At 41.9% G+C, this 24,805-nt stretch carries 25 protein-coding genes; 3 read left to right on the top strand and 22 right to left on the bottom strand.

Annotated elements, in window-relative coordinates; translation table 11 throughout:
- Positions 1-123 precede the first annotated feature (123 nt).
- The 16 genes from WKT01_RS04825 to WKT01_RS04750 form a co-directional block, all read right to left on the bottom strand.
- On the bottom strand, positions 124-1,062 hold the full coding sequence (locus WKT01_RS04825; protein ID WP_340311550.1) for a transketolase family protein: 939 nt from the start codon (positions 1,060-1,062) through the stop codon (positions 124-126).
- Complete coding sequence (locus WKT01_RS04820) at positions 1,050-1,886, bottom strand: transketolase (RefSeq protein ID WP_340311549.1); 837 nt, start codon at positions 1,884-1,886, stop codon at positions 1,050-1,052. Before WKT01_RS04820 ends, WKT01_RS04825 begins: the two co-directional genes overlap by 13 nt.
- Positions 1,887-1,904: 18 nt before the next feature.
- The gene (gene fsa / locus WKT01_RS04815; RefSeq protein WP_059067194.1) at positions 1,905-2,558 is read right to left on the bottom strand and encodes a fructose-6-phosphate aldolase; all 654 of its coding nucleotides are present in this window, start codon (positions 2,556-2,558) and stop codon (positions 1,905-1,907) included.
- 237 nt (positions 2,559-2,795) lie between these two features.
- Positions 2,796-3,908: a LacI family DNA-binding transcriptional regulator gene (locus tag WKT01_RS04810; RefSeq protein WP_340311548.1), complete on the bottom strand. Its 1,113-nt coding sequence runs from the start codon at positions 3,906-3,908 to the stop codon at positions 2,796-2,798.
- A gap of 15 nt (positions 3,909-3,923) precedes the next feature.
- Positions 3,924-4,520 carry a recombination mediator RecR gene (gene recR / locus WKT01_RS04805; protein ID WP_340311547.1) on the bottom strand — a complete coding sequence of 199 codons (597 nt, stop codon included), beginning with the start codon at positions 4,518-4,520 and terminating at the stop codon, positions 3,924-3,926.
- A gap of 1 nt (position 4,521) precedes the next feature.
- Positions 4,522-4,875, bottom strand: a complete 354-nt coding sequence (locus WKT01_RS04800; protein WP_059067188.1) for a YbaB/EbfC family nucleoid-associated protein — start codon at positions 4,873-4,875, stop codon at positions 4,522-4,524.
- 2 nt (positions 4,876-4,877) lie between these two features.
- A complete protein-coding gene (gene dnaX, locus WKT01_RS04795; protein WP_340311546.1) occupies positions 4,878-6,467 on the bottom strand; it encodes a DNA polymerase III subunit gamma/tau in 1,590 nt (529 codons plus the stop codon).
- A 47-nt stretch (positions 6,468-6,514) separates the two neighbouring features.
- Positions 6,515-7,594: a 6-phosphofructokinase gene (locus tag WKT01_RS04790; RefSeq protein ID WP_340311545.1), complete on the bottom strand. Its 1,080-nt coding sequence runs from the start codon at positions 7,592-7,594 to the stop codon at positions 6,515-6,517.
- 123 nt (positions 7,595-7,717) lie between these two features.
- Entirely contained in the window at positions 7,718-8,020 is a 303-nt protein-coding gene (locus tag WKT01_RS04785; RefSeq protein WP_117974627.1) for a PTS galactitol transporter subunit IIB, read from the bottom strand.
- 4 nt (positions 8,021-8,024) lie between these two features.
- Complete coding sequence (locus WKT01_RS04780; RefSeq protein ID WP_340311544.1) at positions 8,025-9,209, bottom strand: MFS transporter; 1,185 nt, start codon at positions 9,207-9,209, stop codon at positions 8,025-8,027.
- 11 nt (positions 9,210-9,220) lie between these two features.
- The gene (locus tag WKT01_RS04775) at positions 9,221-10,099 is read right to left on the bottom strand and encodes a class II fructose-bisphosphate aldolase (protein WP_117974631.1); all 879 of its coding nucleotides are present in this window, start codon (positions 10,097-10,099) and stop codon (positions 9,221-9,223) included.
- Positions 10,100-10,126: 27 nt separating this feature from the next.
- On the bottom strand, positions 10,127-11,020 hold the full coding sequence (locus tag WKT01_RS04770) for an NAD(P)-dependent oxidoreductase (RefSeq protein WP_340311543.1): 894 nt from the start codon (positions 11,018-11,020) through the stop codon (positions 10,127-10,129).
- A gap of 19 nt (positions 11,021-11,039) precedes the next feature.
- Positions 11,040-12,092, bottom strand: coding sequence for a 2-hydroxyacid dehydrogenase (locus WKT01_RS04765; protein ID WP_117974634.1), 1,053 nt, complete (start codon positions 12,090-12,092; stop codon positions 11,040-11,042).
- A gap of 26 nt (positions 12,093-12,118) precedes the next feature.
- Positions 12,119-12,571 carry a PTS sugar transporter subunit IIA gene (locus WKT01_RS04760; RefSeq protein ID WP_117974636.1) on the bottom strand — a complete coding sequence of 151 codons (453 nt, stop codon included), beginning with the start codon at positions 12,569-12,571 and terminating at the stop codon, positions 12,119-12,121.
- Between the two features lie 11 nt (positions 12,572-12,582).
- The gene (locus WKT01_RS04755; protein WP_147337197.1) at positions 12,583-13,716 is read right to left on the bottom strand and encodes an N-acetylglucosamine-6-phosphate deacetylase; all 1,134 of its coding nucleotides are present in this window, start codon (positions 13,714-13,716) and stop codon (positions 12,583-12,585) included.
- 74 nt (positions 13,717-13,790) lie between these two features.
- A complete protein-coding gene (locus WKT01_RS04750) occupies positions 13,791-15,053 on the bottom strand; it encodes a PTS transporter subunit IIC (protein ID WP_117974641.1) in 1,263 nt (420 codons plus the stop codon).
- Between the two features lie 267 nt (positions 15,054-15,320).
- On the opposite strand from WKT01_RS04750, the gene WKT01_RS04745 reads away from it, so the two are divergent.
- From WKT01_RS04745 to ptsP, 3 genes are read left to right on the top strand one after another with little or no spacing between them, the layout of a single operon-like run.
- On the top strand, positions 15,321-17,438 hold the full coding sequence (locus WKT01_RS04745; RefSeq protein WP_117974643.1) for a BglG family transcription antiterminator: 2,118 nt from the start codon (positions 15,321-15,323) through the stop codon (positions 17,436-17,438).
- 1 nt (position 17,439) lies between these two features.
- Positions 17,440-17,700: an HPr family phosphocarrier protein gene (locus tag WKT01_RS04740; RefSeq protein WP_117974645.1), complete on the top strand. Its 261-nt coding sequence runs from the start codon at positions 17,440-17,442 to the stop codon at positions 17,698-17,700.
- A 19-nt stretch (positions 17,701-17,719) separates the two neighbouring features.
- Positions 17,720-19,465: a phosphoenolpyruvate--protein phosphotransferase gene (ptsP, locus tag WKT01_RS04735; RefSeq protein ID WP_270395756.1), complete on the top strand. Its 1,746-nt coding sequence runs from the start codon at positions 17,720-17,722 to the stop codon at positions 19,463-19,465.
- A gap of 63 nt (positions 19,466-19,528) precedes the next feature.
- On the opposite strand, the gene WKT01_RS04730 is transcribed toward ptsP, so the two are convergent.
- Genes WKT01_RS04730 through WKT01_RS04705 form a run of 6 tightly spaced genes read right to left on the bottom strand, consistent with a single transcriptional unit; the run spans position 19,529 to position 24,790 of the window.
- Positions 19,529-20,035 carry a hypothetical protein gene (locus tag WKT01_RS04730; protein WP_117974649.1) on the bottom strand — a complete coding sequence of 169 codons (507 nt, stop codon included), beginning with the start codon at positions 20,033-20,035 and terminating at the stop codon, positions 19,529-19,531.
- A 20-nt stretch (positions 20,036-20,055) separates the two neighbouring features.
- On the bottom strand, positions 20,056-20,508 hold the full coding sequence (locus tag WKT01_RS04725; protein WP_117974651.1) for a PTS sugar transporter subunit IIA: 453 nt from the start codon (positions 20,506-20,508) through the stop codon (positions 20,056-20,058).
- A gap of 27 nt (positions 20,509-20,535) precedes the next feature.
- Positions 20,536-21,189 carry a phosphoglycerate mutase family protein gene (locus WKT01_RS04720; protein ID WP_270395755.1) on the bottom strand — a complete coding sequence of 218 codons (654 nt, stop codon included), beginning with the start codon at positions 21,187-21,189 and terminating at the stop codon, positions 20,536-20,538.
- A gap of 5 nt (positions 21,190-21,194) precedes the next feature.
- On the bottom strand, positions 21,195-23,162 hold the full coding sequence (locus WKT01_RS04715) for a sigma 54-interacting transcriptional regulator (RefSeq protein ID WP_117974654.1): 1,968 nt from the start codon (positions 23,160-23,162) through the stop codon (positions 21,195-21,197).
- A gap of 18 nt (positions 23,163-23,180) precedes the next feature.
- Positions 23,181-24,038 carry a PTS system mannose/fructose/sorbose family transporter subunit IID gene (locus WKT01_RS04710; protein ID WP_117974656.1) on the bottom strand — a complete coding sequence of 286 codons (858 nt, stop codon included), beginning with the start codon at positions 24,036-24,038 and terminating at the stop codon, positions 23,181-23,183.
- Positions 24,039-24,040: 2 nt separating this feature from the next.
- Positions 24,041-24,790, bottom strand: a complete 750-nt coding sequence (locus tag WKT01_RS04705) for a PTS sugar transporter subunit IIC (protein WP_117974658.1) — start codon at positions 24,788-24,790, stop codon at positions 24,041-24,043.
- Positions 24,791-24,805: the final 15 nt, after the last annotated feature.

Below are 24,805 nucleotides of genomic sequence, written 5' to 3'. Positions count from 1 at the left end.
TGTCATAAAAATATCATAAACAACAAAAATGCCATCAGAACCAACCTAACACTGTTAAGATCACAGATTGGTTTCTAATGACATTTCACTTATTTTATATCTCGTTTTTCTTCTCTTACAATACTACATAAACGCCTTAATCTTCTGATAGATACTCTCTGTATCCAGACCATATTTCTTCAAAAGTTCCAATGCCGGCCCGGATTCTCCGAATGTATCATTAATTCCGATCTTCATCACTTTCGTCGGCGCCTTTTCGGAAAGAACGTCGCATACTGCGCTTCCCAGCCCGCCGATAACAGAATGTTCTTCAACGGTAACGACCTTGCCTGTCTCTTTTGCGGCTGCGACCACAAGTTCTTCATCCAAAGGCTTGATCGTATGGATATTGATCACCTTTGCTTCAATCCCTTCTGCCGCCAGTTTTTCTGCGGCTTCCAGACAATTTGCTACCGGAAGGCCTGTAGCGATGATCGTCACGTCTTTTCCTTCTCTTAATACCACGCCTTTTCCGATCTCAAACGTGTACTCCGGTTTATCATTGATCACCGGAACCGCAAGACGTCCAAAACGCATATACACTGGGCCCTGATGTTCATATGCCGCACGCACAGCCGCTCTGGCTTCAATATCATCGGAAGGATTCAAGACAACCATGCCCGGAATCGTACGCATCAATGCGATATCTTCGTTACACTGGTGTGTCGCTCCATCTTCCCCTACAGAAATACCGGCGTGTGTGGCGCCGATCTTCACGTTCAGGTGGGGATATCCGACGGAATTTCTCACCTGTTCAAAAGCACGTCCTGCCGCAAACATAGCAAAAGAACTTGCAAACGGAACCATCCCGGCCGCCGCCAGCCCTGCTGCCACGCCCATCATATTTCCTTCTGCGATCCCACAGTCAATGAATCTGTCCGGATGTGCCTTTTTAAATACGCCTGTCTTTGTCGCTGCCGCCAGATCGGCGTCCAGTACGACGATCTCTTTATGTTCATTTCCAAGTTCAGCTAAAGCATTACCGTAGCTATCTCTTGTTGCGATCTTCTTTACTTCTGACATAATGCTTCACCTACTTTCTCCAAATCTTTCATAGCGATCTCATACTCCTCGTCATTCGGAGCCTTACCATGCCATCCCACCTGATTTTCCATGAAAGATACGCCTTTCCCCTTCAGAGTCTTTGCAATGATCGCCGTTGGACATCCTTTTACAGTCCTTGCCTCTTTAAAGGCTGCTTCTATCTGGTCAAAATCATTTCCATCCATATTGATCACGTGGAAATTAAATGCCTCAAACTTTTTGTCGATCGGATATGGAGAGTTGACTTCTGTGATCTCTCCGTCTATCTGCAGATTGTTGTTGTCTACGATAACTACCAGATTATCTAGTTTTTTATGGCCTGCCAGCATAGCAGCCTCCCAAACCTGTCCTTCCTGGATCTCTCCATCTCCCAACAGTGTATATACACGATACTCTTTCCCTTGCAGTTTTCCCGCGATCGCCATTCCTACCGCTGCCGAAATTCCCTGTCCCAGTGAACCGGACGTCATATCTACCCCCGGAATGTGCTTCATATCCGGATGTCCCTGAAGATAAGAACCTGTATGTCGCAGAGTTTTTAAATCCTCTTTCGGGAAATATCCTTTCTGTGCCAGGACAGAATACAGACCGGGAGCCGTATGCCCCTTGGAAAGTACGAATCTGTCTCGCTCCGGATCTTTCGGATTCTTTGCGTCTACATGCATTTCTTCAAAATAAAGATACGTAAAAATCTCTGCTGCCGAAAGCGAACCGCCCGGATGTCCGGCTTTCGCGCTATGTACTGCCGTTACGATCCCTTTACGGACCTCATTTGCAGTTTTCATTAATTCCAGTTTGTTCATGGTTTCCTCCTATTGGTCTTATTCACCAAATACTGCTTTATAGTCTGCCTGAAATTTTTCAATGCCCGCATCTGTCAAAGGATGATGTGTCATCTGCTCGATCACTTTGTATGGAACTGTCGCAATATCCGCTCCCGCAAGAGCACAGTCTGTAATGTGGATAGGATTGCGCACGCTGGCAGCAATGATCTCACTCTCGATTCCTGCTACTTCAAAGATCTGCGCGATTTCTGCGATCAGGTCTGTTCCTCTTACAGAGATGTCATCCAGACGTCCCAGGAATGGGGATACATATGTCGCGCCTGCACGTGCTGCAAGCAAAGCCTGATTTGCCGTAAAGATCAAGGTCACATTCGTCTTGATCCCTTCGGATGAAAGCACTTTGCATGCCTTTAATCCTTCTACAGTCATCGGGATCTTTACGACCATATTGGGATGGATCTTTGCGATCTCTCTTCCTTCTTTGATCATGCCTTCCGCATCTGTCGTTGTAGCCTTCACTTCTCCGCTGATCGGTCCGTCCACAATAGAGGCGATCTCTGCGATAACTTCCTCAAATACACGCCCCTCTTTTGCGATCAAAGACGGATTCGTCGTTACCCCGCAGATAACTCCCATATCATTTGCTTTTTTGATATCTTCTACATTTGCTGTGTCAATAAAAAATTTCATTTGCTGTTCCTCCTTGAACTTAAACCAATTTTACCTATTTTCGATTATATCCCATTCTCAGAAAACAGGTCAATAGCGTTCATAATTATTAATAATTTTATTTTATTTATAATTCCAAATTATTAATATTCTTTTTTCTATGGCTCGCTGTCCAAGTTTAAAATCCCATTGCTTTTGTTTATATTCAGTCTTATATTTCTGCTGACAAAAAAGGGACCGCAAATTATTACTAATAATTTACTTTCTTGTATTAATTTTTCTTTTTTTACTGTGTGGATAAGAGGTCGTTCCTCTTTCCACAACTCTTGGTTCATACTCTACATGATAGATACTGACCGGCTCCATTTCCGCATAGCGTCTGCTCCTTGTGTTGATCTTTTTCATGATAATGTCGCAGGCATCCATTCCCTTATAGATCACGAAATGCTCGATCGTAGTCAGCGAAACTTTATGCATCTTTGCGAAAAGCGTATTATCACACCCCATAACAGAGATATCTCCGGGCACCTTATATTTTTCGTCATACAAAGCATCTAAAATCCCAAAAGCGATCATATCATTTAAGCCTGCGATAGCAGTAAATTCATTCTCTTCTTTTAAGAGTTCTTTTGTCAGATCATATCCAATGCGGTATTCCGAATCGATTCCGGGAATATCTTTGTCGATCTGCTCGTCTGCCGCCTTGATGATGACATTTTCTCCCAGACCGGCCTCCTTGAACTCCTTTAGAAACCCCTCTACCCGCTTAGAACGCTGCTTTTGTCTTACCGTCAAAGGCGGAGCGATGTATGCCACATGCCTATGTCCCAATTCCAGAAGATGCTTTGCCATCAGCCTGCCAAGTTTTGCATTATCCAGCTCCACGGCATCTACATCCAGCTTTTCATTCTGATTGTTGATAATAGCAAAAGGTATTTTTCTGGAAAGTTCTTCTACCAGAGGCATAAAACATCTGCTGGGATTGCAAGTATAAATGACCCCCTGCGGATTCAGTCCCGGCAGCATTTTCAAATATCTTTCTTCTAGTTCCAGATCTCTTTGCGTATTGCACACAAACAATCCAAAGCCCTGTTCTGTCGCTCTGGACTCAATTCCCTGCAGCAGCATCACATAGTAAGGATTGGTCAGATTCGGGCTTAAGACCACCAGCAATTTCTCCCGGCGTATCTCTTTTCTGGGCTTGCGGTGCGGCAGTTCATAGCCCAGTTCCTTTGCCGCGCTTTCTACCCGTTCTACCACTTCTTTAGAAAAAGATACGTTATACTTCTTATTCAGTATCATAGAAACGGAAGCCTGCGATACCCCTGCTTTTTTTGCCACGTCAGATGATGTTACTTTTCTCTTATTCATCGCCTGTGTTCCTCTTTAAATCTCTGTCCTGCCTTCCAGTGCGCGCAGAAGTGTGACTTCGTCAATATATTCCAGGTCTCCTCCGACCGGTACGCCGCTTGCGATCCTGCTCACCTTGATCCCGGCAGGCTTGATCAGTTTACTGATGTACATGGCTGTCGTTTCTCCTTCCAGACTGGAATTCGTCGCGATGATGACCTCGTCCACGTCTCCCTGTAATCTTTCCATCAGCTCTTTGAGACGGATATCCCCCGGCCCGATTCCCAACATAGGCGAAATAGCGCCGTGCAGGACATGATATACGCCGTCATATTTTCCTGTCTTCTCATAGGCAGCCAGGTCTCTGGGCGTCTCCACTACCATGATCGTCTTATGATCCCGTTTTTCATTCCTGCATATAGGGCAGACCTCCTGATCTGTCAGTGTACAGCATTCTTTACAATAACGCACGTTGGTTTTGGCCTCTACGATCGTTCTCGCCAGATTCTCCACTTGTTCTTTCGGCATATTAATAATATGAAAAGCAAGCCGCTGCGCTGACTTGCTTCCAATTCCGGGGAGTCTGGAAAACTCCTCGATAAGCCTGCTTATCTGATTACTGTAATACTCCATCTTAGAACATCCCCGGTACTCCGCCGCCTAAGCCGCCTGTTAGTTTCGACATTGCCGCACCTGACTCTGCGTCTACCTGGCGCAAAGCTTCATTCACAGCGGCAACGATCAGATCTTCCAACATCTCAATGTCATCTGGATCTACGACTTCTTCTGCAAGTTTCACCTTCATCACTTCTCTTTTACCGGAAACTGTTACTTCCACAGCCCCGCCTCCTGCTGCGGCGGTAAATTCTTTCGATTCCAGTTCCTTTTGCTGTTCCTCCATCTGCCGCTGCATCTTCTGCGCCTGTTTCATAAGATTTGCCATATTTCCAGGCATGCCTCCGCCTGGAAATCCTCCACGTTTTGCCATGTTTAATCCTCCACTATGATCTCCATATTTATTTTCTGTTCAATATCCACGAATGTATCTTCAAAGTGCCTTCCTTCTTCTACATGACGCACTTCTACTTCCACTTTCTTTCCGATCCGGTTTTCGATCAGCATTTCCAGTTCGCTTTTGTGCTCTTCACTGCCGACCACATCCGCCTCCAGATTCCCCGGCATCACGATCAGCAGCCGGTTATCACCGCCCAGGCTCAAACGCGCTTTCTTTAAAAATGTACGAAGCAGTCCGGAAGCTTCATCTGCGATGGAGCGAAAATTCTGCACAACCTCTTTTACATCCTCCGGGATCGCCTTTGGAAGCTCTGGTTTTGTCCGGCTCTCCTGCGGCATATCCGGTAACCCGGCAGACCGTCCCGCATGCTCTGCATAAGCTGACTGCCCTGCCATATCTGCGGCAGGAATTCCCTTTTCTATTTTTTCTTCTACGGCACGGATCCTATCCAGCAATGTATCTGTCTGTATCTCCATAGCCGGCACGCATAACTTGATCAGCGCCACTTCCAAAAGCACTCTTTTCTGTGTTGCGTATTTCAATTGTCCTGAAAGTTCAGAAAATACACGGATAAACCGGAAGAGCATATCTGTCTCGATCATCTGCGCTTCTTCCTTTAACTGCTCCATGTTTTCCGTGGATACGTCCAATACATCCTCTATATTATCAGATGTCTTTACCAGAAGCAAGTTTCTTAAATACCAGGTAAAATCCGCCGCCATCTGGGTCAATTCTCTGCCCTGCATGACAAGTTCTTCCACTGTATCCAGCACTTTCGCCACGTCTCTGGAAAGAATATTGCGCAAAAGCTGGCTGAATACATCTGTATCCACTGCCCCCAGTACTTCCAGCACATTGTCATAAGTCAGGGTCTGTCCCAGATAAAATGCAATGCACTGGTCCAGCAGACTTAAAGCGTCACGCATAGAACCGTCCGCCGCCTTTGCTATATAGCGGAGCGCCTTTTCCTCCACCTCTACCTGTTCCCTGCCCATCAGGTCTTTCATGCGCCCACAGATCGTCTCTATACTGATCCTTTTAAAATCATAGTGCTGACATCTGGACAAGATCGTGATCGGTATTTTGTGCACTTCCGTTGTAGCCAGGATAAAAATGACATATTCCGGCGGCTCCTCCAGTGTCTTTAAAAGCGCATTAAAAGCGCCTATGGAAAGCATATGCACCTCGTCTATGATATAGACTTTGTATCGTCCTTCTGTGGGGCGGTAGGTGACTTCCTCCCGAATCTCCCGGATATTGTCCACACCATTGTTGGACGCCGCGTCTATCTCGATCACATTCATAGACGTTCCTGCCGAGATGGAACGGCACATGTCACACTCCCCGCAGGGACTTCCATCTATCGGATGTTCACAGTTTACCGCTTTGGCAAATATCTTTGCTACGGTCGTCTTTCCGGTTCCTCTCGTCCCACAGAACAGATATGCATGCCCGATACGGTTTGCTTTGATCTGATTTTTCAGCGTTGTAATAATATGGTCCTGTCCTTTTACGTCCTCAAATGCCGCAGGACGAAATTTTCTGTAAAGTGCCGTATATGACATGAATTACACCTCTACTTAATACTTTTTCCTTTAAAATCCTAAAGATACTATGCTTTATCTCCAAAGCTGATCCCGACCATTCTTGCCTCCTTGATCAGACTGCAGTTGGGATCTACATATTTGAGTTTCCCGGCTATTTCCTCAAGCGGAACCTTTACCGTCTCTCCTTTTTTCATAGCCACCATGTATCCATATTCCTCCTTGAGGATAAGTTCCGCTGCCTTTGCTCCTACTCTTGTAGAAAATACACGGTCATACGGGCATGGAGAACCGCCTCTTTGGGTATGGCCCGGTACAGTAATGCGCACTTCTTTATCTGTCTTTTTCTGTATCTGCTCCGCAAGCTCATAGGCGATGGAAGGATATTTTCTCTTGGCTACCTTCTCCTTATACTCTTTCTTTTTCAGTTTTGCATCTTCCTTAGAAATAGCTCCTTCCGCCACTGCCAGGATCGTAAACGCTTTTCCTGCCGCAGAACGCTTCTGGATCACACTCGCGATCTCATCGATGTCATAAGGAATCTCCGGAAGCAGGATAATATCCGCCCCTCCTGCGATTCCCGCATGTAAGGTGACATGTCCGACTTTATGTCCCATGATCTCTATGATAAATACCCGGCTGTGAGAAGTCGCTGTCGTATGGATCCTGTCGATCGTATCTGTAGCAATATCTACCGCACTCTGGAAACCAAACGTCATCTCTGTTCCCCACAGATCGTTGTCGATCGTCTTCGGAAGAGACACAATGTTCAGTCCTTCTTCTCTTAACAGATTCGCTGTTTTCTGTGTGCCGTTTCCTCCCAGGATCACCAAACAGTTTAAATTCAGTTTATGATACGTGTGCTTCATCGCTTCTACTTTATCCAGCCCATCCTTATCCGGCACGCGCATCAGTTTAAACGGCTGCCTGGACGTCCCCAAGATAGTGCCGCCGCGGGTCAGGATCCCGGAAAAATCTTTTGACGTCAGCATATTAAAATCTGCATATATCAAACCTTTATATCCATCTTTAAAACCATATATCTCTACATCATCTCTCTTAGAACAAAGCCCTTTCACCACGCCGCGCATAGCCGCATTCAAAGCCTGGCAGTCGCCGCCACTTGTCAGCATCCCGATTCTTAACATTCTTCTATTCCTCCTTTACACTATGATCTATATACGAATAGACAGCCGAAGATAATCGGCTGTCTATTATTATACTCTATTTGTTTTGCAGTTTAAAAGGGTTTTCTCTAAAATCTTATCTTCCTATTCATCCTGTGCTGCTTCCAGCAATATTTCTGTAATTTTTTCTTTACATGCCGCTGCATTGATTCCTGTGATCAAAGGAAAGATATTAAGCGTATATTTCTCTCCTTCCGGAAATTTATAAGCCATCGTCGTAAACTTCACATCATATTCACTTCTTTGTGCTTCAAATTCCATAATACTGCATGTTGTCACTTCAACGGAGATTCCGTTCTCTCCTGCAAGTTCTTTTACAACACCGCCGCACATGGTAGATGTAACAGCGCCGCTTCCGCAAGCTATGATCACCTTCAAACTTTTCATTTTCTTAACTCTCCTCTCTTTGCTGCTTACTTTTTGGTAAACAATAAAATAGTATGCCTTCTACTGCCATCAGTATTGCCGTATATATAAGGATCGCATTCACATTATTTTCTGCTAAAGGTACGATCACATATGTCGGTATCAGCACAGCTCCTGCCAGTTGAAAAGTCGTCAGCAAAGATCCTGCCGTCTGACTTTTCTGGGTATCAAACTGCAAAATAGATACCGGTATTGCCAAGGATAACGGAAGCAGTCCTCCTACACACAGTCCTATGATAAACACACATAAGATTAAAATCACTTTGTTTGTATTGACTGCCGCCAATACTGTAAACAAACTGCCTGTCGCTGCCAGAAGCATCATAAAGTTTTTCTTCTTCCGCAGCAGGGAGGTAAGCTTTGGCAGCGTAACCGCTCCTACAAAATATCCTATAGATATAAAAGATGTTATAAATCCTCCCTGGAATGTATCATATCCTTTTTTCGATAAAATAGACGGAAGATGCGCACTTATCCCCGTATACAGGCCAAATACCAACATCAGCGCAACTGCGCCTATCCAAATATATCTGTCTTTCATGATCTGCCTGAATGTCTGTCCGACAGTAGTTTGCGTCTGCACCGGTTCCAAATCATCCATAAAAAAGATCCAGGCTGCTAAAATAGTACATTGTAAAAGAATATCCATCACGGTCATCTGCCAAAAAACAGGAAACAGCGCTGTTGTCAATTCTGCCAGTGCCTTTCCTCCTGCGCCAAATGCAATCATGATTCCCGTAACGATTCCTGCACTTTCCTTTTTAAATCCTTGAGTAAATGTCGCTACCCCCATCGTACTGATCACAACATTTGCAAAACCAAGGAGCAGCGTAAACAAATAAAACAAATTAAACTCATCGAAGAACAGTCTCAATATCAGCCCCGCCAGACCTATCCCCATACCTATACACTGACATTTCTTTATACCAAATCTTTTCACTGCCCAGGCACATGGTATTCCCAGCAGCAGCGAGGGAAGCAGTGTGCTCATATATAGTGAGGTATACTGTACTCTTGTAATACGAAACTTATCCATCAATTGTCCCGCCAGAGGGGATAACTGTGCTGAATACAGATTCATTGCAAAACTACATATACAAAACAGGAACAAACATATATATTTTTTTCTATTCTGGACTTTTTCCTGCATGATTTTCTGATTTATTTTTTATTCCATTTTTCAGTACCAAAGTATCCGATATGTTCCCGGATGATTGCTTTCTGTGCTTCTACTCCGGCTTTCATGAGTGTATTAAACTCTGGTTTTTTCATAGAACCGCTGGTTACCAAATCAGCCATCGCCTGCCCGCCTGCCAGGAACATATATGTAGCAAAGTTAATCTTTGAGATTCCTCTTTTAGAGACTTCTATATAATCTTCTTTTGTCAGGCCGCTCCCTCCATGCATGACCAAAGGGATCGGAATTGCTTCATTTAATTCTGTAATACGTTCAAATTTTAATTCCGGCTTTTTCAAATAAACACCATGTGTTGTTCCAATGGACACTGCAAGCATATCCACTCCTGTCTGCTCATAAAATGTCTTTGCTTCTTCTACAGTCGTATAAATGTCTTCTTTTACTTCATCATCACCACGTCCGCCTACATGTCCGATCTCAGCTTCTACAGAAACCTTACATGCATGTGCGATATCTACGACTCTCTTTGTCACGGCAATATTTTCTTCCAGTGGCAGTTCAGATCCGTCGATCATAACGGAAGTGGCTCCCCACTGTATTGCGCGAATGCATCCTTCATATGTCTTGCAATGGTCTAAGTTGATCGCTACCGGAACTGTTGAGGCTTTTGCACGTTCTACCATATAGTGCATAAACAGATCTGCTTCGACTTGTGTTTTACGGCGTGCCGGCGCCAGATCCGGATCTACCCAGTCATTAAACTGTATAATGACCGGTGTATTTGTTTCTTCCGCTGTTGACAAGATTGCCTCAACTGTAGGGTGTGTCAGCAGATTAAAGGCTCCTACGGCATAGCCGCCCTTTTTCGCGTCATTTAAAATGTCCTTTGTATTAACAAGCATGTTCTTTCATCCTTTCTTTGTTGTTCTTTATTGATCTTCTTCATTTACTTTTATGCCAGCCAACGCTTCATAATATTTTACAACAGCGATACTATGTTCCTGTCCGCATCCCATTGCCCGGGTTGCTCCAAACGCCTGCAGAGTCGCCGGTCCGATCGTTACAGGAAGCTTCAATTCATCTGCTGTCTGCATAGCGATATTAATATCTTTATAAAATAAATCTGTTGTAAACTTTGGTGTAAAATCACGATGCTTTAAGAACCCGGGAATCGCCGTCTCAGAAGCAAAGTTTCTGCCGGTACTCTTATTGATGATATCGAACAGATTCTCTACATCCATGCCAAGCTGTTTTGCCATCACCATGACTTCACAGCAGGCAACCAATTCAGAACCTCCCAGATAATTATTAAACATCTTAGCTGCAGAGCCTGCCCCTACTTCGCCTGCATGCATAATATTCTTTCCCATCGGTGATACCACTTCTTTTATTTGTTCGAATTCTCCATCCGCACATCCGATCATGATAGATAAAGTACCTGCCTCAGCGCCAGCAACTCCGCCTGCTATAGGGCAGTCATAGTATTTATACCCTTTCTCAGCTCCTTCCCTTCCCAATGCCTTGGAAACCGTTGGACCTACCGTACTGAAATCATAGATTTCCTTGACTACTGAATTTTTATTTTCTATCAGTTCATCTATAACCTGCTTTACCACATCTCCATTTGGTAAACAAAGGAAAACCCGTTCGGCTTTCTGTCCTACTTCTGCATTGGACGCAACTTCTTCTGCTCCTTTTTCAACCAGTCTAGCCACCGCATCTTTGGCATGTGTCCCGCTGACTACCATTTCATAGCCTGCATCGAGACAATGTCCCGCCATAAAATATCCCATATTTCCTACTCCAATAAATCCATATCTCATCTTTTCTTGCTCCTTTCTACTAAACAACCTGACTCTCTAATTTCTCACCGCTCATATAGCGTTCGATTTCTTCCATCATCATTTTTACAGATAACAACATAACATCTCCTGCATTTCCTGCCATATGTGGCGTAAGGATTACATTTTCCAACTGATGAAGAATATGATCATCCGGTAGAGGTTCTTCTTTAAATACATCCAGAGACGCGCCTTTTATTTTATGGTCTTTTAACGCCTCGATCAGTGCATCTTCATTTACCAACCCTGCTCTTGCTGTATTGATGAGATATGCCGACGGTTTCATCAAAGCAATTTCTTTTTCATCGATCAGATTCTCTGTCGCAGGAAGAAGACGTGCGTGGACTGTGATAATATCGGCATTTGACATTAACTCCTCCAGACTTACAAGCTCTACTCCCAACTTTTGGGCATCCTCTTTATTTGCAAACGGATCATATGCGATAAATTTAAAATCAAAACCGCTTAATTTTTTTGCTACTTTTTTTCCGATGATCCCAAAACCAACGATCCCGACTGTCGTCTCACAAGATAATTTGCTGCTTTCTACTGCCTGAAAACCATCCCCTGCCTTCCAGTTTTTATTCACCACTGTCACATTTCTCATTACATCTAAGATCATGGTACATGCCATTTCTGACACAGGTTCTGATACTTTTCCGGGACAATTGCTTACTTTGATACCTCGTTTTTTGCACTCTTCAACATCCACATTTTCTAATCCGCTGCGCATAACAGCGATATATTTTAATTTCTTAGCCCGCTCTAAAAGAACTTTATTTACCCCATTGTACATGATAACCAGGATTTCACAGTCTTCCATCACCTTGAGATATTCTTCTGAATAAGTTACCCAATCAGGACCTTCCTCTTCAATCCGTCTTGCAACAGAACGATAGTCTCCGCCTTCGCAAAACAATCCGTCGTCATAGGTACACACAACTTCATACCCATATTTCTCACTCTGGCTGATCAGACTTGTTATATCATCACGTCCATGATAAGGATCTGGCTGACGCCTCCCGTCAAATGCAAATACAATTTTCTTTCCCATTTTTCATCATCCTTCCTTAATATATGTTATAAAATTTGGTATTTGACAAACAACTCTGACACTTCTTCTTTTTTCAGCGTCATACATTCTTTTGCAAAATTTCCTTCTTCATTTCCAAGCGCCAATATAAACTTCTGTAAAAATGTGACGTGTTGCTCATCTTTTTTCAACGCAAGGTTAAAGATCAGTGACGTGCTGACACACTGTTCAGCGTCATCGATTCTATGAAAATCTACATTCCTCTTTAATCTCACAACACACATTCCCTCTTTTTCCACAAATTTGCTGGCACAATGAGGAATAGCGATTGGGGTTGCCGATGGCAGACCAGTTGGATAAATCTGTTCACGCTTCAGACATTCTTCTACAAAATTATCTTTAACATATCCCTCTTTAAACAGGCAGTTGCCTGCACACTCGATCGCTTCTTTATAATCTTCTGCTTCCGCATCGATCACCAGAATATCTTCTTTTTTCATCGTTTTTCCTCCTATTCTTCAAGCCCCTTGCATGTTCTCCCTCTGGCGATCACAGCTTTTATATTTAATTCTTTATCCAGAAGGATAAAATCTGCGTCATAGCCTTCACAGATCTTTCCTTTATGATCGTCCACTCCAATCACCTGTGCCGGAGTAAGTGTTGCCATCCTGATCACATCCAGTAAAGGAATATTGGAATATTGATATGTCTTCTGTACAATATAATCCATAGGCGCCATCGTTTTTATGCTGATCCTATCCGGCAAACGGTTAGGGACAACCATTTCTTCGCCCTCTGCAAAAGGTTCTTCTCTCGTTGCGGCATCTGTGACAAGATACATGCCATGTACACCTTTGTTCCGATAGATCAGATCCAGCATAGATCCTGTCAGATGTTTACCGTTTCCGATGACCTCGGCGTATATATCCGGCTCCAGCAGACAGTCCTCGATCAGACCGGGGAATCTTTCTCCCGTGTCTGCATCCCGGTAAAACCCAGACATTCCAGTGTACAAATGCGTAACACTGTTTGCTCCTGCCTCCACACATTTCATGACCTGTGTGTAATCTGCCGGTCCACAGTGAGAAATAGAAACGCTTACTCCATTAGATACAAAATATCTGGTGATCTCGTCAGCACCTTTAATACATGGATCGATCCCTATCCTTTTTATGACTGGTATTTCCTCTACGATTTTTTTACATTTTTCTACGCTGTAATCTGACGCCTCTTTCCCTTTGTTTATCGGATCCCCGTAAATATATTCCCAATCCACACATTCTGCATGCAGTCCTAAAATCTCCGGACCCTCTGTATTTTTCATATATTCCTGATATATATCCCCCAGCTTTTTCACAGGAACCATATGCGATGCCAATACTGATGTAACTCCATGTTTTACAACCTCATCCATTGCATGGGAAACTGCCGCCTCATTTTCTTCTATAAAAGAATACCCTCCGCCTCCATGAATATGTAAATCTATGTATCCAGGCGCTAAAAATAATCCCTTTCCATCTATGATTTCCTCGCAATTTTCAATATTTTTATCAATTTTTACAATTTTTCTATTCTCATATGCGACATCGTATCCCTCCAGATATCTATATGGAGTCATAACTTTTGCATTTATTATTTTTTTCATTTCCTGTCCCTCTCCCAGAAGCAAATCTATATTTATAAATCAGGAGAACTTAACGCTCTCCTGACTTCATACAATTACATAAAGAATAAACGTTTTATAATGCAGCCTATAATACTAAACCAATCCAGTGCAGTCGGAGAAGTGATCGTTCCTGTCAGCGTCGGATCCAAATATGCGAAAACTTGTCCTATCTCAGGCGCAAGGTAATTCATCAGTGACATCATGAAAAATACATACAACATAGAGCAAACAAAGGAACGAATAAAATCATTTTTACAATATACTGTACATATACCTACCATATAAATAATGCCGCCCATCAATCCGGTAGGAAAATATCTGAAGCCTGGAACGATCAGCGCAAATGCAACTGCTAGCGGGATCATCAGACTGTTGATCGTAATAACGACCGGAGAGCCAACAGACATCGCCATGTCACATGCTATGTAGACCTTATGTCCCTCACCTAATTTATTGCCTGCCCATGCCTGTGCGCCTTGCGTCAGAGTCCCAACTCCGTCCAAAAAGATTTTGATCGTATGTGGAATCAACACGATAGAAGCTGCAACGCCCATACCGATACTAAATACAGAAGTAATGTTTTGTTTTGTAATGATTGCCATGAACACACCTACGATCAGTCCAATCACAGCCGGTTCTCCAAAGATACCTATTTTTTTGCTGATCTTTTCCGGAGTAAAGTTATTATTCTTGATTCCTGGGATAAGATCCATGATCTTATTTGCGATCCAGCATACCGGAAATGCCATACTCATCTGTGTTACATTAGAAGATGTCGTACCATCCAGTCCCAGTGTTTCTGACCATCTTGCGGCATATTTGTCGCCGCACCAGATACAAAAAATAAAATTCAAAAGTCCACAGGCAACAGCCAATATCATATTGCCTGACAAGACATAAATAAAACCGATCACTGTCAGTTGCTGTCCATAATCCCATATAGAAAGCTGTAATGTATGGAATACTTTAAAACGGACTAAAAGAACTGTCAGTACTGCAAAACAAGGGATCAAAAATACTGAAATAGGAAGGGCAAACGGCAGAGCCGCTGATACCGACCAAGGCACATCTACAATGTCAAATCTTGAGCCTCCGCTTGTTTCTGCATAATAATCGATCACAGGGGTCAGCGTCGTGATCAGATAATTCGTGATCAGGGAAACACCCGCCAAACCAATACCTGCTTTTAATCCGGCACGTAAAGCATTCGTTGGCTTCATTCTGAAAAATAGCCCAACAACAAAAAATACTAACGGTAAAAATACTGCTGCTCCGGCATTATAAATACCTAAAATAATCTCTTTTATGATTTCCATAAGGTTTTTCTCCTCCTGTACTTGTTAAATAATTTCCTTTAGACTTAATATAATTTTTTGCTGTACCACATCTCGTTCAGTCTGTGCACACACTGAATATAGTATTATGTTATCCCATCATATCCGAAATGTTTAGTTCCAGTAATTTTTTCTAAATAAAATTTTTTGGACTATATTTTTCTTGTAAAATATTTATAATATAAATAAGCAAAGCACCCCTTCTAATTGATATTTCATACAAAGATATGCAAAGAGAGGTATTTTATCATGTATAAACGTATCATTGAGCTTATTGTAGAATTCTCCTATCGCACAGAATGTACGATAGAAGATCTGGCTTTTAAATATCAAGTATCTCCGCAGACTATCCGCAATGATATCCATGCTATCAATGTCTTATTATCTGAACATGATTATGAAAAAATACAGATTCATAAAGGAACCGTCATCTGTCCGGAAAATTTCACAGAAATCAAACGTTATATTAATTTAAAAGCTTCTGAAGCAAATTTATATTCTTATCATTTATCCAGAGAAGAATTGTGTATCGTAACAACTGTCATCCTGCTCTTTACGGAAAAATACATTACGATCAACCAGTTAGCCGAGCAGCTTTCTGTCAGCCGTACGACCTTTATCAATCATTCTTCTTCTCTTCGGGAATATACCCAGTCATTAGGATTGGATATGCATTCGTCTTCTAATAAGGGTCTGATCTTAAAAAATACAGAAACCGAAAAAAGAATTGCTCTTGTAAAGCTGATCGAACTGACTGTAAGAGAAAATGAATTTTTATTAAACTTGATCTTAAAATCTAATATTGTAACAAAGCAGGATGATCGCAAACTCACAAAAAATATTCTTTATAAAATACAGCAGGAATTTAAGATTTCTCTCTCAAACCAGTTATTTGTATGCTTAAATTATTATCTGAACTTTACAATAGAAAAAATACGAACCGAACATTATATTGACAGCTCTCCTATAAAAGAACCTGATTTCTTCTGTTGTGCGGAAAGAATCCTGACTGCTGTCTCTACAGCCTGTGAACTTCCTGTCATAAACTCCGAAATACTGTTTTTATCTCGTGTGTTAAAAGATCTGTTCCTGCCTTCCGGCATGATGGAACATTCTCGCAATACAATGGAAATACAATTATTAACGGCTGTTTTGATAGAAAATATTTCTGATTTCTTACATATAGATTTAAAACATGACTTTCAATTATTAGAGAGTCTTTCCAGTCACCTGACTTCTATCTATAAAAATTCTGTGACAGATAAAGCAGACAACCCTGTTTTAAATGATGTCCGCACTACACAGATAACTGTCATTCACGCAGTAAAAGAAAATATCAAACCAATCGAACAGTACTTTCAACGTCCGCTCAGTGAGGTGGAAATTCTCTATATTACGATTCATTTCAGCGCAGCTATAGAGCGATATCGTTCCGCTCACTATGTTTACCGGGTCGTTGTTGCCTGTAATGCAGGTATAGGAACTTCACAATTTATTAAGGCAAAACTTTCCTGTTTTACCAATATACATGTTATACGCACGGTAAATTCATGGGAGATTTCTTCACTGACTACGGAAGATGCCGATTTGCTGATCTCAGCTGTCCCCATCTATCAAAGTCCTATCGAGTTCATAAATATTTCTGGTAATATTACAAACCAGGATCTCATGCGGATCTCAAAAAAAATCCGGGACATGTATAATGCCGGGATTAAACCTGCTGCCATTATACCGAATCATACAGCGGATAGGATCATAAGCGCTATACGTCCTGTGCTTTATGAACTTATTCCCCAGGATGCAGAAAAAGTTTTTCAAAAAGTAAAAGACGCGGTTTATTATGCTGCAAATTATACCCCGCCTGTTTTGGACAGTGTTTCTTCTCCCTGTCTGCATCAATTACTTACACCTGCATTTATACAGTTAGATGTTCGCTGTACAGACTGGAAAGATACGATTTATCAGGCAGCATCCCCTCTGCTGCAAGAGCAATATTTTCATCAGGATTACTTAGAAGAAATGATCCAGATTACAGAAAAATATGGCGCCTATTACATTGTTTCCGATGGGGTCGCACTTCTTCACGCTACTCCTGGAAAAAACAGCTATAAACTAGGAATGTCTCTTACACGCCTGGATCCACCGGTCCTATTCCATACACCAGACAGTCAGAAGCCGATTTCTTATGTAATCTTCTTATCCGTTATAGATAAAAAGGAACATTTAAGAGCACTATTTTCTCTGATCCATCTGCTGAAGGATCCCTCGTTTATACAACAGCTGGATCTTACCAAAACACCAGAAGATGTATATCATCTCATTTATTTAAATGAGAAAAATATAAAAACAAATAAAGGAGAATTTTAACATGTTTAAAAAAGAATTAACCGTACAAAATGAAACCGGTCTTCATGCAAGACCTGCCTCTGATTTTGCCGCATTATGCCGCAATATAGAAAGTGATATAAGACTGATCTCCGGAAATATGCTGGTGAATCCTAAAAGTATCATCAGTATCCTATCTGCCGGACTTTCAAAAGGCACCACTTTTTTACTGGAAGTAGAAGGCCCAGATGAAAAAGAAGCCGGAGAAAAAATCGTACAGTTTATTGAGACTCTTACAGAATAAAATTGACAGGAAGGTAAACATGCATACACTAAAAGGACTAACAGGAACACGGGGACAGGCGCTTGGTGCCGCTGTCCTCTTAAAAAATATAAATCAAGAGATTCCTCTTCTTTCTATACAGGAAACAGATACAGCAAAAGAGGAAGAAAAACTACAGCATGCCCGTGCCGACTATCGAGTAGAATTACAGGCACTTTATGAAAAAACGAAGATAGAAGTCGGAGAAGAAGGAGCCCTTATCTTTCTCGCCTACCTGGAAATGGTAAATGACGACTTTTTCTTCGAAACAGCTATTAAAAAAATGAAGCAGGAATTGGTCAACATCGAATATATTTTAGAGGAAGAAAAGAATCAAACCTCTAAAATGTTTTCCGAAATGGATGACTCTTATATGAAAGAACGCGGCAATGACATTGAAAACGTCTGCAATGAATTGATTGATAAAATGCTGGGCCGCTCTCCAAAAAAAGTAGATTGTTCTGATATACACGAACCTTTTATCCTAATTGCAGAAGATTTGACTCCGGCAGATACTATACGTCTGGATAAAACATGGCTTCAGGGATTCATAACAGAAAAGGGAGGACAGACCTCCCATACTGTGATCCTTGCAAAGACCTTGGGTATCCCTGCGATCGTCGGAGCCAAAGGGGTACTGAATCAGGCGGCAGAAAATCATCCTGTCTGGATGAATGGAGATACCGGCGAAATTGTTTTTCAACCGGAACCAGATCTTATACTACAGTATAAAAAATATCTTCAAAAATCTAGCATGCGCTCTTCTCTGCTGAAAGAGGTCGAAAAAAATCCCGCTCTTACATCCGATGGACACCAGGTCCTGATTTGTTTAAATGCCGGACAAAAAGAAGAAATCCCAAGCCTGAATATGGAAATCTACGACGGCGTCGGTCTATTCCGCACAGAATTTCTGTACATGGGAGAAACAGATTATCCATCAGAAGAAGCACAGTTCCTGGTATATAAAGAACTCGCAGAACAAGGAAACGGCAAAGAAATCGTAATCCGCACATTGGATATCGGCGGTGATAAAAAAATCGACTATATGCAAATGCCTGACGAAGACAATCCGTTCCTAGGTTATCGCGCTATCCGTATCTGCCTGGACAGACCCTCTGTGTTCCGCACACAACTCAGAGCGATACTGCGTGCCTCTGCCTACGGAAATCTGTCTATTATGTTTCCTATGATCGTAAATCTAGAAGAATTGCGCCAGGCCAAACAACTTCTGGCAGAATGTATGAAAGAATTAGAAAAGGAGCATATTCCTTATGATCCTTCTATTAAAACAGGGATTATGATCGAAACTCCGGCTGCCGTTCTTATAAGTGATCTTCTTGCAAAAGAAGTCGACTTCTTCAGCATAGGAACAAATGATCTGATCCAATATGTAACGGCTTCTGATCGAATGAATGAAAAGATACAATACCTCTATAGAGACTGCAATCTCTCTGTATTACGGGCTGTCAAAACAGTAACAGAAAATGCACATAAAGCCGGGATCACTGTAAGTATATGCGGGGAAGCTGCTTCTAATGAATTATTGACACCACTATGGGTAGGTCTTGGAATTGATAAATTGAGTATGGTTCCTTCTCAGTCCGCTGTCATTAAATATATCGTCCGTCATTTATCAAAAGATACGGCAGAAGAAATCACAAACCGTGTATTCCATATGACAACAATCTCTGAAATAGAAACTTGCCTGCAAAAAGCAGCGGTTGTTTATAAAGATATTTTAGCCTAAATGAAAGAAAAAACGTATTGTTCTATTCACGGTCCGATACCGAACAATACGTTTTTATAAATTTTAACATCCTGCTTCCTGCAGACTACTGATCCGATTGACTTCCCGATCTATCATCTCCTGTAATCTGTCTATACTGCTTTGCACATTTTCCCGATTTTGCAACAACAAAGTCCCACACAGAGAATTCCCAATCCGCTCCATCGCCATTTCTTTTTTGTCTGTTCCATCCAAGCCGGTCTGCTTTAATATTTCGTAAACCAGTTTAGAAAATTCTTCGATTCTTTGATTTGTCACTTCTTTCTTACCAAATGCAAAATTCATATTTGCCATAATGATCTGTTCCTTCAGCTTCATCATATTCTCCCCTGTAAACATAGAAACTTTATTCGCCCTTTCCAGGCTTAAGAACAGTAACGCAATACCGTGCAAAAGTGCCAGGATCCCAGCCTCCTTTTGATCTTTTCCTTCTTTCTCTGCCTGTTTTGCAATGTCTTGTACCAAGATAACCTGGACAAACGCCATAAACTGACGCGCTTCTTTTTCTGCCTTATATTTTCTTCTCTGCATGAACTTCAATGTTCTCACCTCTATTTCATCATTTTCTCCAACCTTTTTTTCACATTGATCGTCCCGGCTTTTGTCTCCTCTATCATCGTTTCGAGGAGTTCATCTCCCTCCATTCCAGATTCCCGCAAAGATGCTGCTACGATCACCATCGGTAAATTTACTCCTGTTACTGCCAACGGGATATACCCATTCTTTCTGGAGGTAAGAAGTAATTGATTATATGGAGTCCCGCCTATGATATCTACAAATACCACACAGTCTCCCTGAAATTCTTCTATCGCTTTCTGCACAGTCTCTCCATATACCTGCGGATCATCATTCGACTCCAAACAAAATGCCGCACTGTTTTTCACTTCATTTCCAAGGATCACCGCCGCCGAATCTAATATGCCTGCCGCCATCGGTCCATGACTTAACACGATGATCCCCGTGGTTCCCTTTTCAATTTTATCCGGTTCAAATCTTTGTATCATCTTTCTGTCTCCTTGTTCCTGTCTGTTTTATTCTAAAGACTGCCTGACTTCCATTACATCTTCCATATGCTTTCCGCCAACAAAATCCACAATCTGCAAGCTGTATTTTCCCATATCTGTCCGAATGACATCAAACACAAGCCCTTTTCCATTGCAGATCAGGTACTTGTAATCACCTAGCTGCCCTAATCCATAATTGGCTCCGATCTGCCGCAGATATGCTCCATGTCCGCATATTGTGATCCGCTGTTCGCCATTTGCAAATCGCTGTTCTAAAAATTTATGAAAATCTCTCTCTACTCTTTCTGCAAACACCCGAGTACACTCGCCTTTCCCAAAAACTTCTTCCCGTTCATTTCCTTTTTCATCAAAAATACTTTTTCTCCATTGTATGATCTTATGCTTGTCTGTTTCTGTTTCAATCTCGCCGAAATCTCTCTCATTTAATAATACTGTATGCTTATACGATCTTTCCGGATAAATCGCCTGTATCGTCTGCCATGTCCGCTTCAGATCACTGGTATAGCAATTTCCCGGATCAGACGGGTAGATCTTTTCTTTTACATATTCTTTAAGTTCTGCTATCCCTTTATCAGAAAGCGGAGCATCTGTACGTGCTCCTGATATTCTTTTTTCGAGATTTAGGTTTGTTTTTCCGTGTCGGATAAAATATACGATCATCTGTCTTATTCCTTTTTCCCCATCAATATATCGACCAGCTTCTCCAAAGAGCCACTCCATCTCCCAATATTAAAAATCGAATGGATTTCCTGTCCATCATCCGCTACCAGCATTGTCTTGGCTATCTCTATGGAAATCTTCCAGTTCATTTTCGGGATGATATAGCAGACTACACCGGCCTGTTTTTCTATATATTTTTTATCATGCAGCAGTTTTTTTTCATCTGTCAGTATGATGATCCCCTTTGTGTCACACAATTTAACCGCTGCGTCGATCACTTCTTTTAACTGCTGGTCTTTTTCCATATCCGATCTGATCGCAGCCGGATATGCTAATTTAGCGCTGAAGATCTTGTTAATATTTTTCGCCATCTCAACTGCACGTTCTCTGCAAGCAGATGCCAAAATCAATCCAAATCGGCTCTTTTTCGCATCTTCTTTGTCAAAACGATTGGCATGCTGCTTTAAGATAGATGCCAGCAACAATACTTCACTATCCATCAGCTTAAGATGGAAATGTTCTTCGATCATCGGGCGAATGGACATCACAAAAGTCCCTTCTTTTCCATCCTGCAAACTGACCAACGCACAAGGTATATCCAATTTGTCCAGCATTCCGCCCTGGTGCGCGAATGAACGTATTTCCTCCAGACAAAAAGCAACCGCCTGTATCGTTTTTTCACTATATTCTTCCACTAATTCTATTTCGGCTGTTTCTACGATCTGCCTGGCAAATCTCCATACATCCGGCGAAGCAGATTTCGTCAATACTCTTTCCTTTTTCTTTTCTGTCCGTTTTTCATTACTTGCAGATTCCTTATCTGTCAATTTCAACTCTACATTCTGTGCTGTAATACAGATCTGTTCACCGGGTATCATATGATCTACAAATTCTTCTACGGACGCCTCTTTACTTTGCTCTAGTACCATCGTCCTTGATAAGTCCCTCGTTTCTACAAGGATATAGGGTATATCTATCTGCTTCTGCTCTATATATCTTAGATATCCTCTGGCGCAGCAGATTTGGATCTCATTCTTTAGATCTCCTATATTTGTCTTACTTTCAAAAGCGATCAGATAGCGCACTGCTTCTTTCTCTACATAAATCGGAATATTCAGCTTTGCACTCTCCTTTGAAAAAAACAAAATAACCAAGGAAAGCCTTTCTGAAAGCGGTCTTTCTTTCAGAGACGGGATATTCAATACGATCGGCATTCTCCTTTTAAATGTTCCTAAGACAGCATTCTCTGTAGATTCTGTCGTCGCTCCTATAATCAGCAGATGCACCTCTTTTTCATGTACGCCTCCTAGAGGAGTGTATACACCTTTATCCATCACAGTAAAAAGCATTTCTTGTCCTGTGCCCGGTAATCGGTGTATTTCGTCCAGAAAAAGTACGCCTCCGTCTGCCAGTTCTATGATTCCTGACTTATCTTGATCAGCGCCGGTAAAAGTTCCTTTTTTATGTCCGAATAAATGTGATAATAAAAGTTGAGGATTATCCGCATGTTCTGCACAATTATAAGAGACAAACGGGACCGACTGATCCCGACGTATATGACAGATATATCGCCATATTTCTGCTGCCAGCATAGTCTTGCCTACTCCGCTCTCTCCTGCGATAAAAATATTCAAACCATTTGGCGGGTAAGCGGCAGCGGCTCTTGCTGTCTGGATCTGCCCCTTAAGACTCCCGTTGTATCCTATGATCGATACAAAAGGTTCCTGTGTATTCTCTGTATACGAGCAGCCTTCTACAGCATTTTCTCTAGGGAAAAAACAGACCGGATATGTCTCTGTTTTCCCTAGAACGCCCTCTCTTACCAGGCTGTTTAGATCTCTGGACGCATCACTCCTCCAGATATGCAGCGCCTCCGCCGTCATTTCAGCAGTGATATGTATATCCTGCCCTTTGTCTTTTGCTCTACTCCATTCGGTTAAGACAAACTCTTTTACCCGCTCTTTTCTCTGCATATTGCTTACCTGTTTTCCTTATGCAAATACTCCTAATAATGCACCGATTATACAGATCACCAGGAATATTAAAATAATTTTTATAACACTTAAGTTCTTTTTATTCATCAAATAATAAATGAGGAATACGGATCCTAATGGAAGCAGACCCGGCAAAGCACTGTCCAGTACTGTCTGGACCGCCGCAGTAGTCTCTCCGCTCGTATAAGACAATGCAATGGAAGGAGTTACGTATTTACATACCATTGCTCCCATGACCATCATACTCAATGTCATAACCCCGTCTGTCAGCTTACCCATCACTCCGGAGCCTTGTTTCATAATACTGCCGAGTGCATTTTTCCCCAGCTTATAACATGTCGTAAACATAAAAACTGCCCATCCGTAACGACACGCCGTCTTGAATAAGATAAAACCAATCGGTCCCATAATATTTCCTGCTATCGCCATTGGAGTAAAAAGCGCCAACGCCAGCGGACGAAGTGTACTTGTAAAAATGGTATCTCCAAAGCCTGTCAGACCGCCCATAACACCTGTTTTTAAGTTATTCATCGTAGAACGTGGGATATCATTTCCTGCCGCCCTTTCTTCTTCCATACGAAGGATGATCGCTGTCACTGCACAGCCTGTCATAGGTTCTGCCAGGTAATACGTTTCTCCATATGATTTCATCGCATCCTTGATCTCTTCTGGCTTATCTTCATATAATTTCTTAATAGCCGGCAATACTGCTGCCGCAAAACCTGTACCATAGAATCTCGGATATGTAATAAAATTCGAGATAAAAGTACTCGACATATAAAATACTTTAAATAATGTCCACTTGTCTAAACTTCTTGGAACTTTTGTTTCTTCTCCCATTTTTGCTTCCCCCATTCCTATTGTTCTGCTGTTTTCTTATTATTTACCAACATGATCGCAATCAAAGCGGCTATAATCGTGATTCCGATCAGCGTGATCTGTTCGCTGAAGAAATACATGATATAGAATCCGAGGAAAAACAGAGGAAATTTCTCTTTATGTCCCGAACTCTTAAGGAATAGAGCAAAGCCGATACCCGGAAGAAATTTTGCCAATGTAATAAAAGAAATCATCAGCCATTCCGGAATAGCTGCAAGTATAGAATTCATAGCTCCTTGTCCCCAGAATAAAACCGAAAACATCAAACCAAAATAAATTGGAAACTGTACGATCGGCTGAAAAAACAAGGAAATGAAATAAAACATCCGTGTATTTCCTTTTTCTGCCGCTTTATCAGACAACACAATACCAAACTGATTCAAAGAACGGCATAAAGGCTGTAGAAAAGCGCCTATAACCGTAAACGGCACTGCAATCGCCATAACGACTTCTGTCTCCAGATTTGCTGCCATTGCCAGTGGGATCGCAATGAAAGAAGCCATCTGCAGGTCCATTGTAATTGTGTTTCCTACCGTAGTAGGCGCCATATTCATTGTCTGTATCATACCGCCCAATATCGTCCCTTGAACCGGATCCCCCATAATGATCCCTATAAAAATTCCGACACAAACCGGATTCCTCAGCTGGTTTGCTGCCATCGTGAACCATGGATTCAAAATCAAAAAATAAAATAATGCGATCAATAACGCCTGTTGTAATGTAATCAAGAAAAACCCCCCTTT

It is taken from the genome of Mediterraneibacter sp. ICN-202921 (assembly GCF_037890075.1).
Lineage (GTDB): Bacteria > Bacillota > Clostridia > Lachnospirales > Lachnospiraceae > Mediterraneibacter > Mediterraneibacter massiliensis.
The sequence above is the reverse complement of the archived record's forward strand: the minus strand, read 5'-3'. Positions and strand labels throughout refer to the sequence as shown.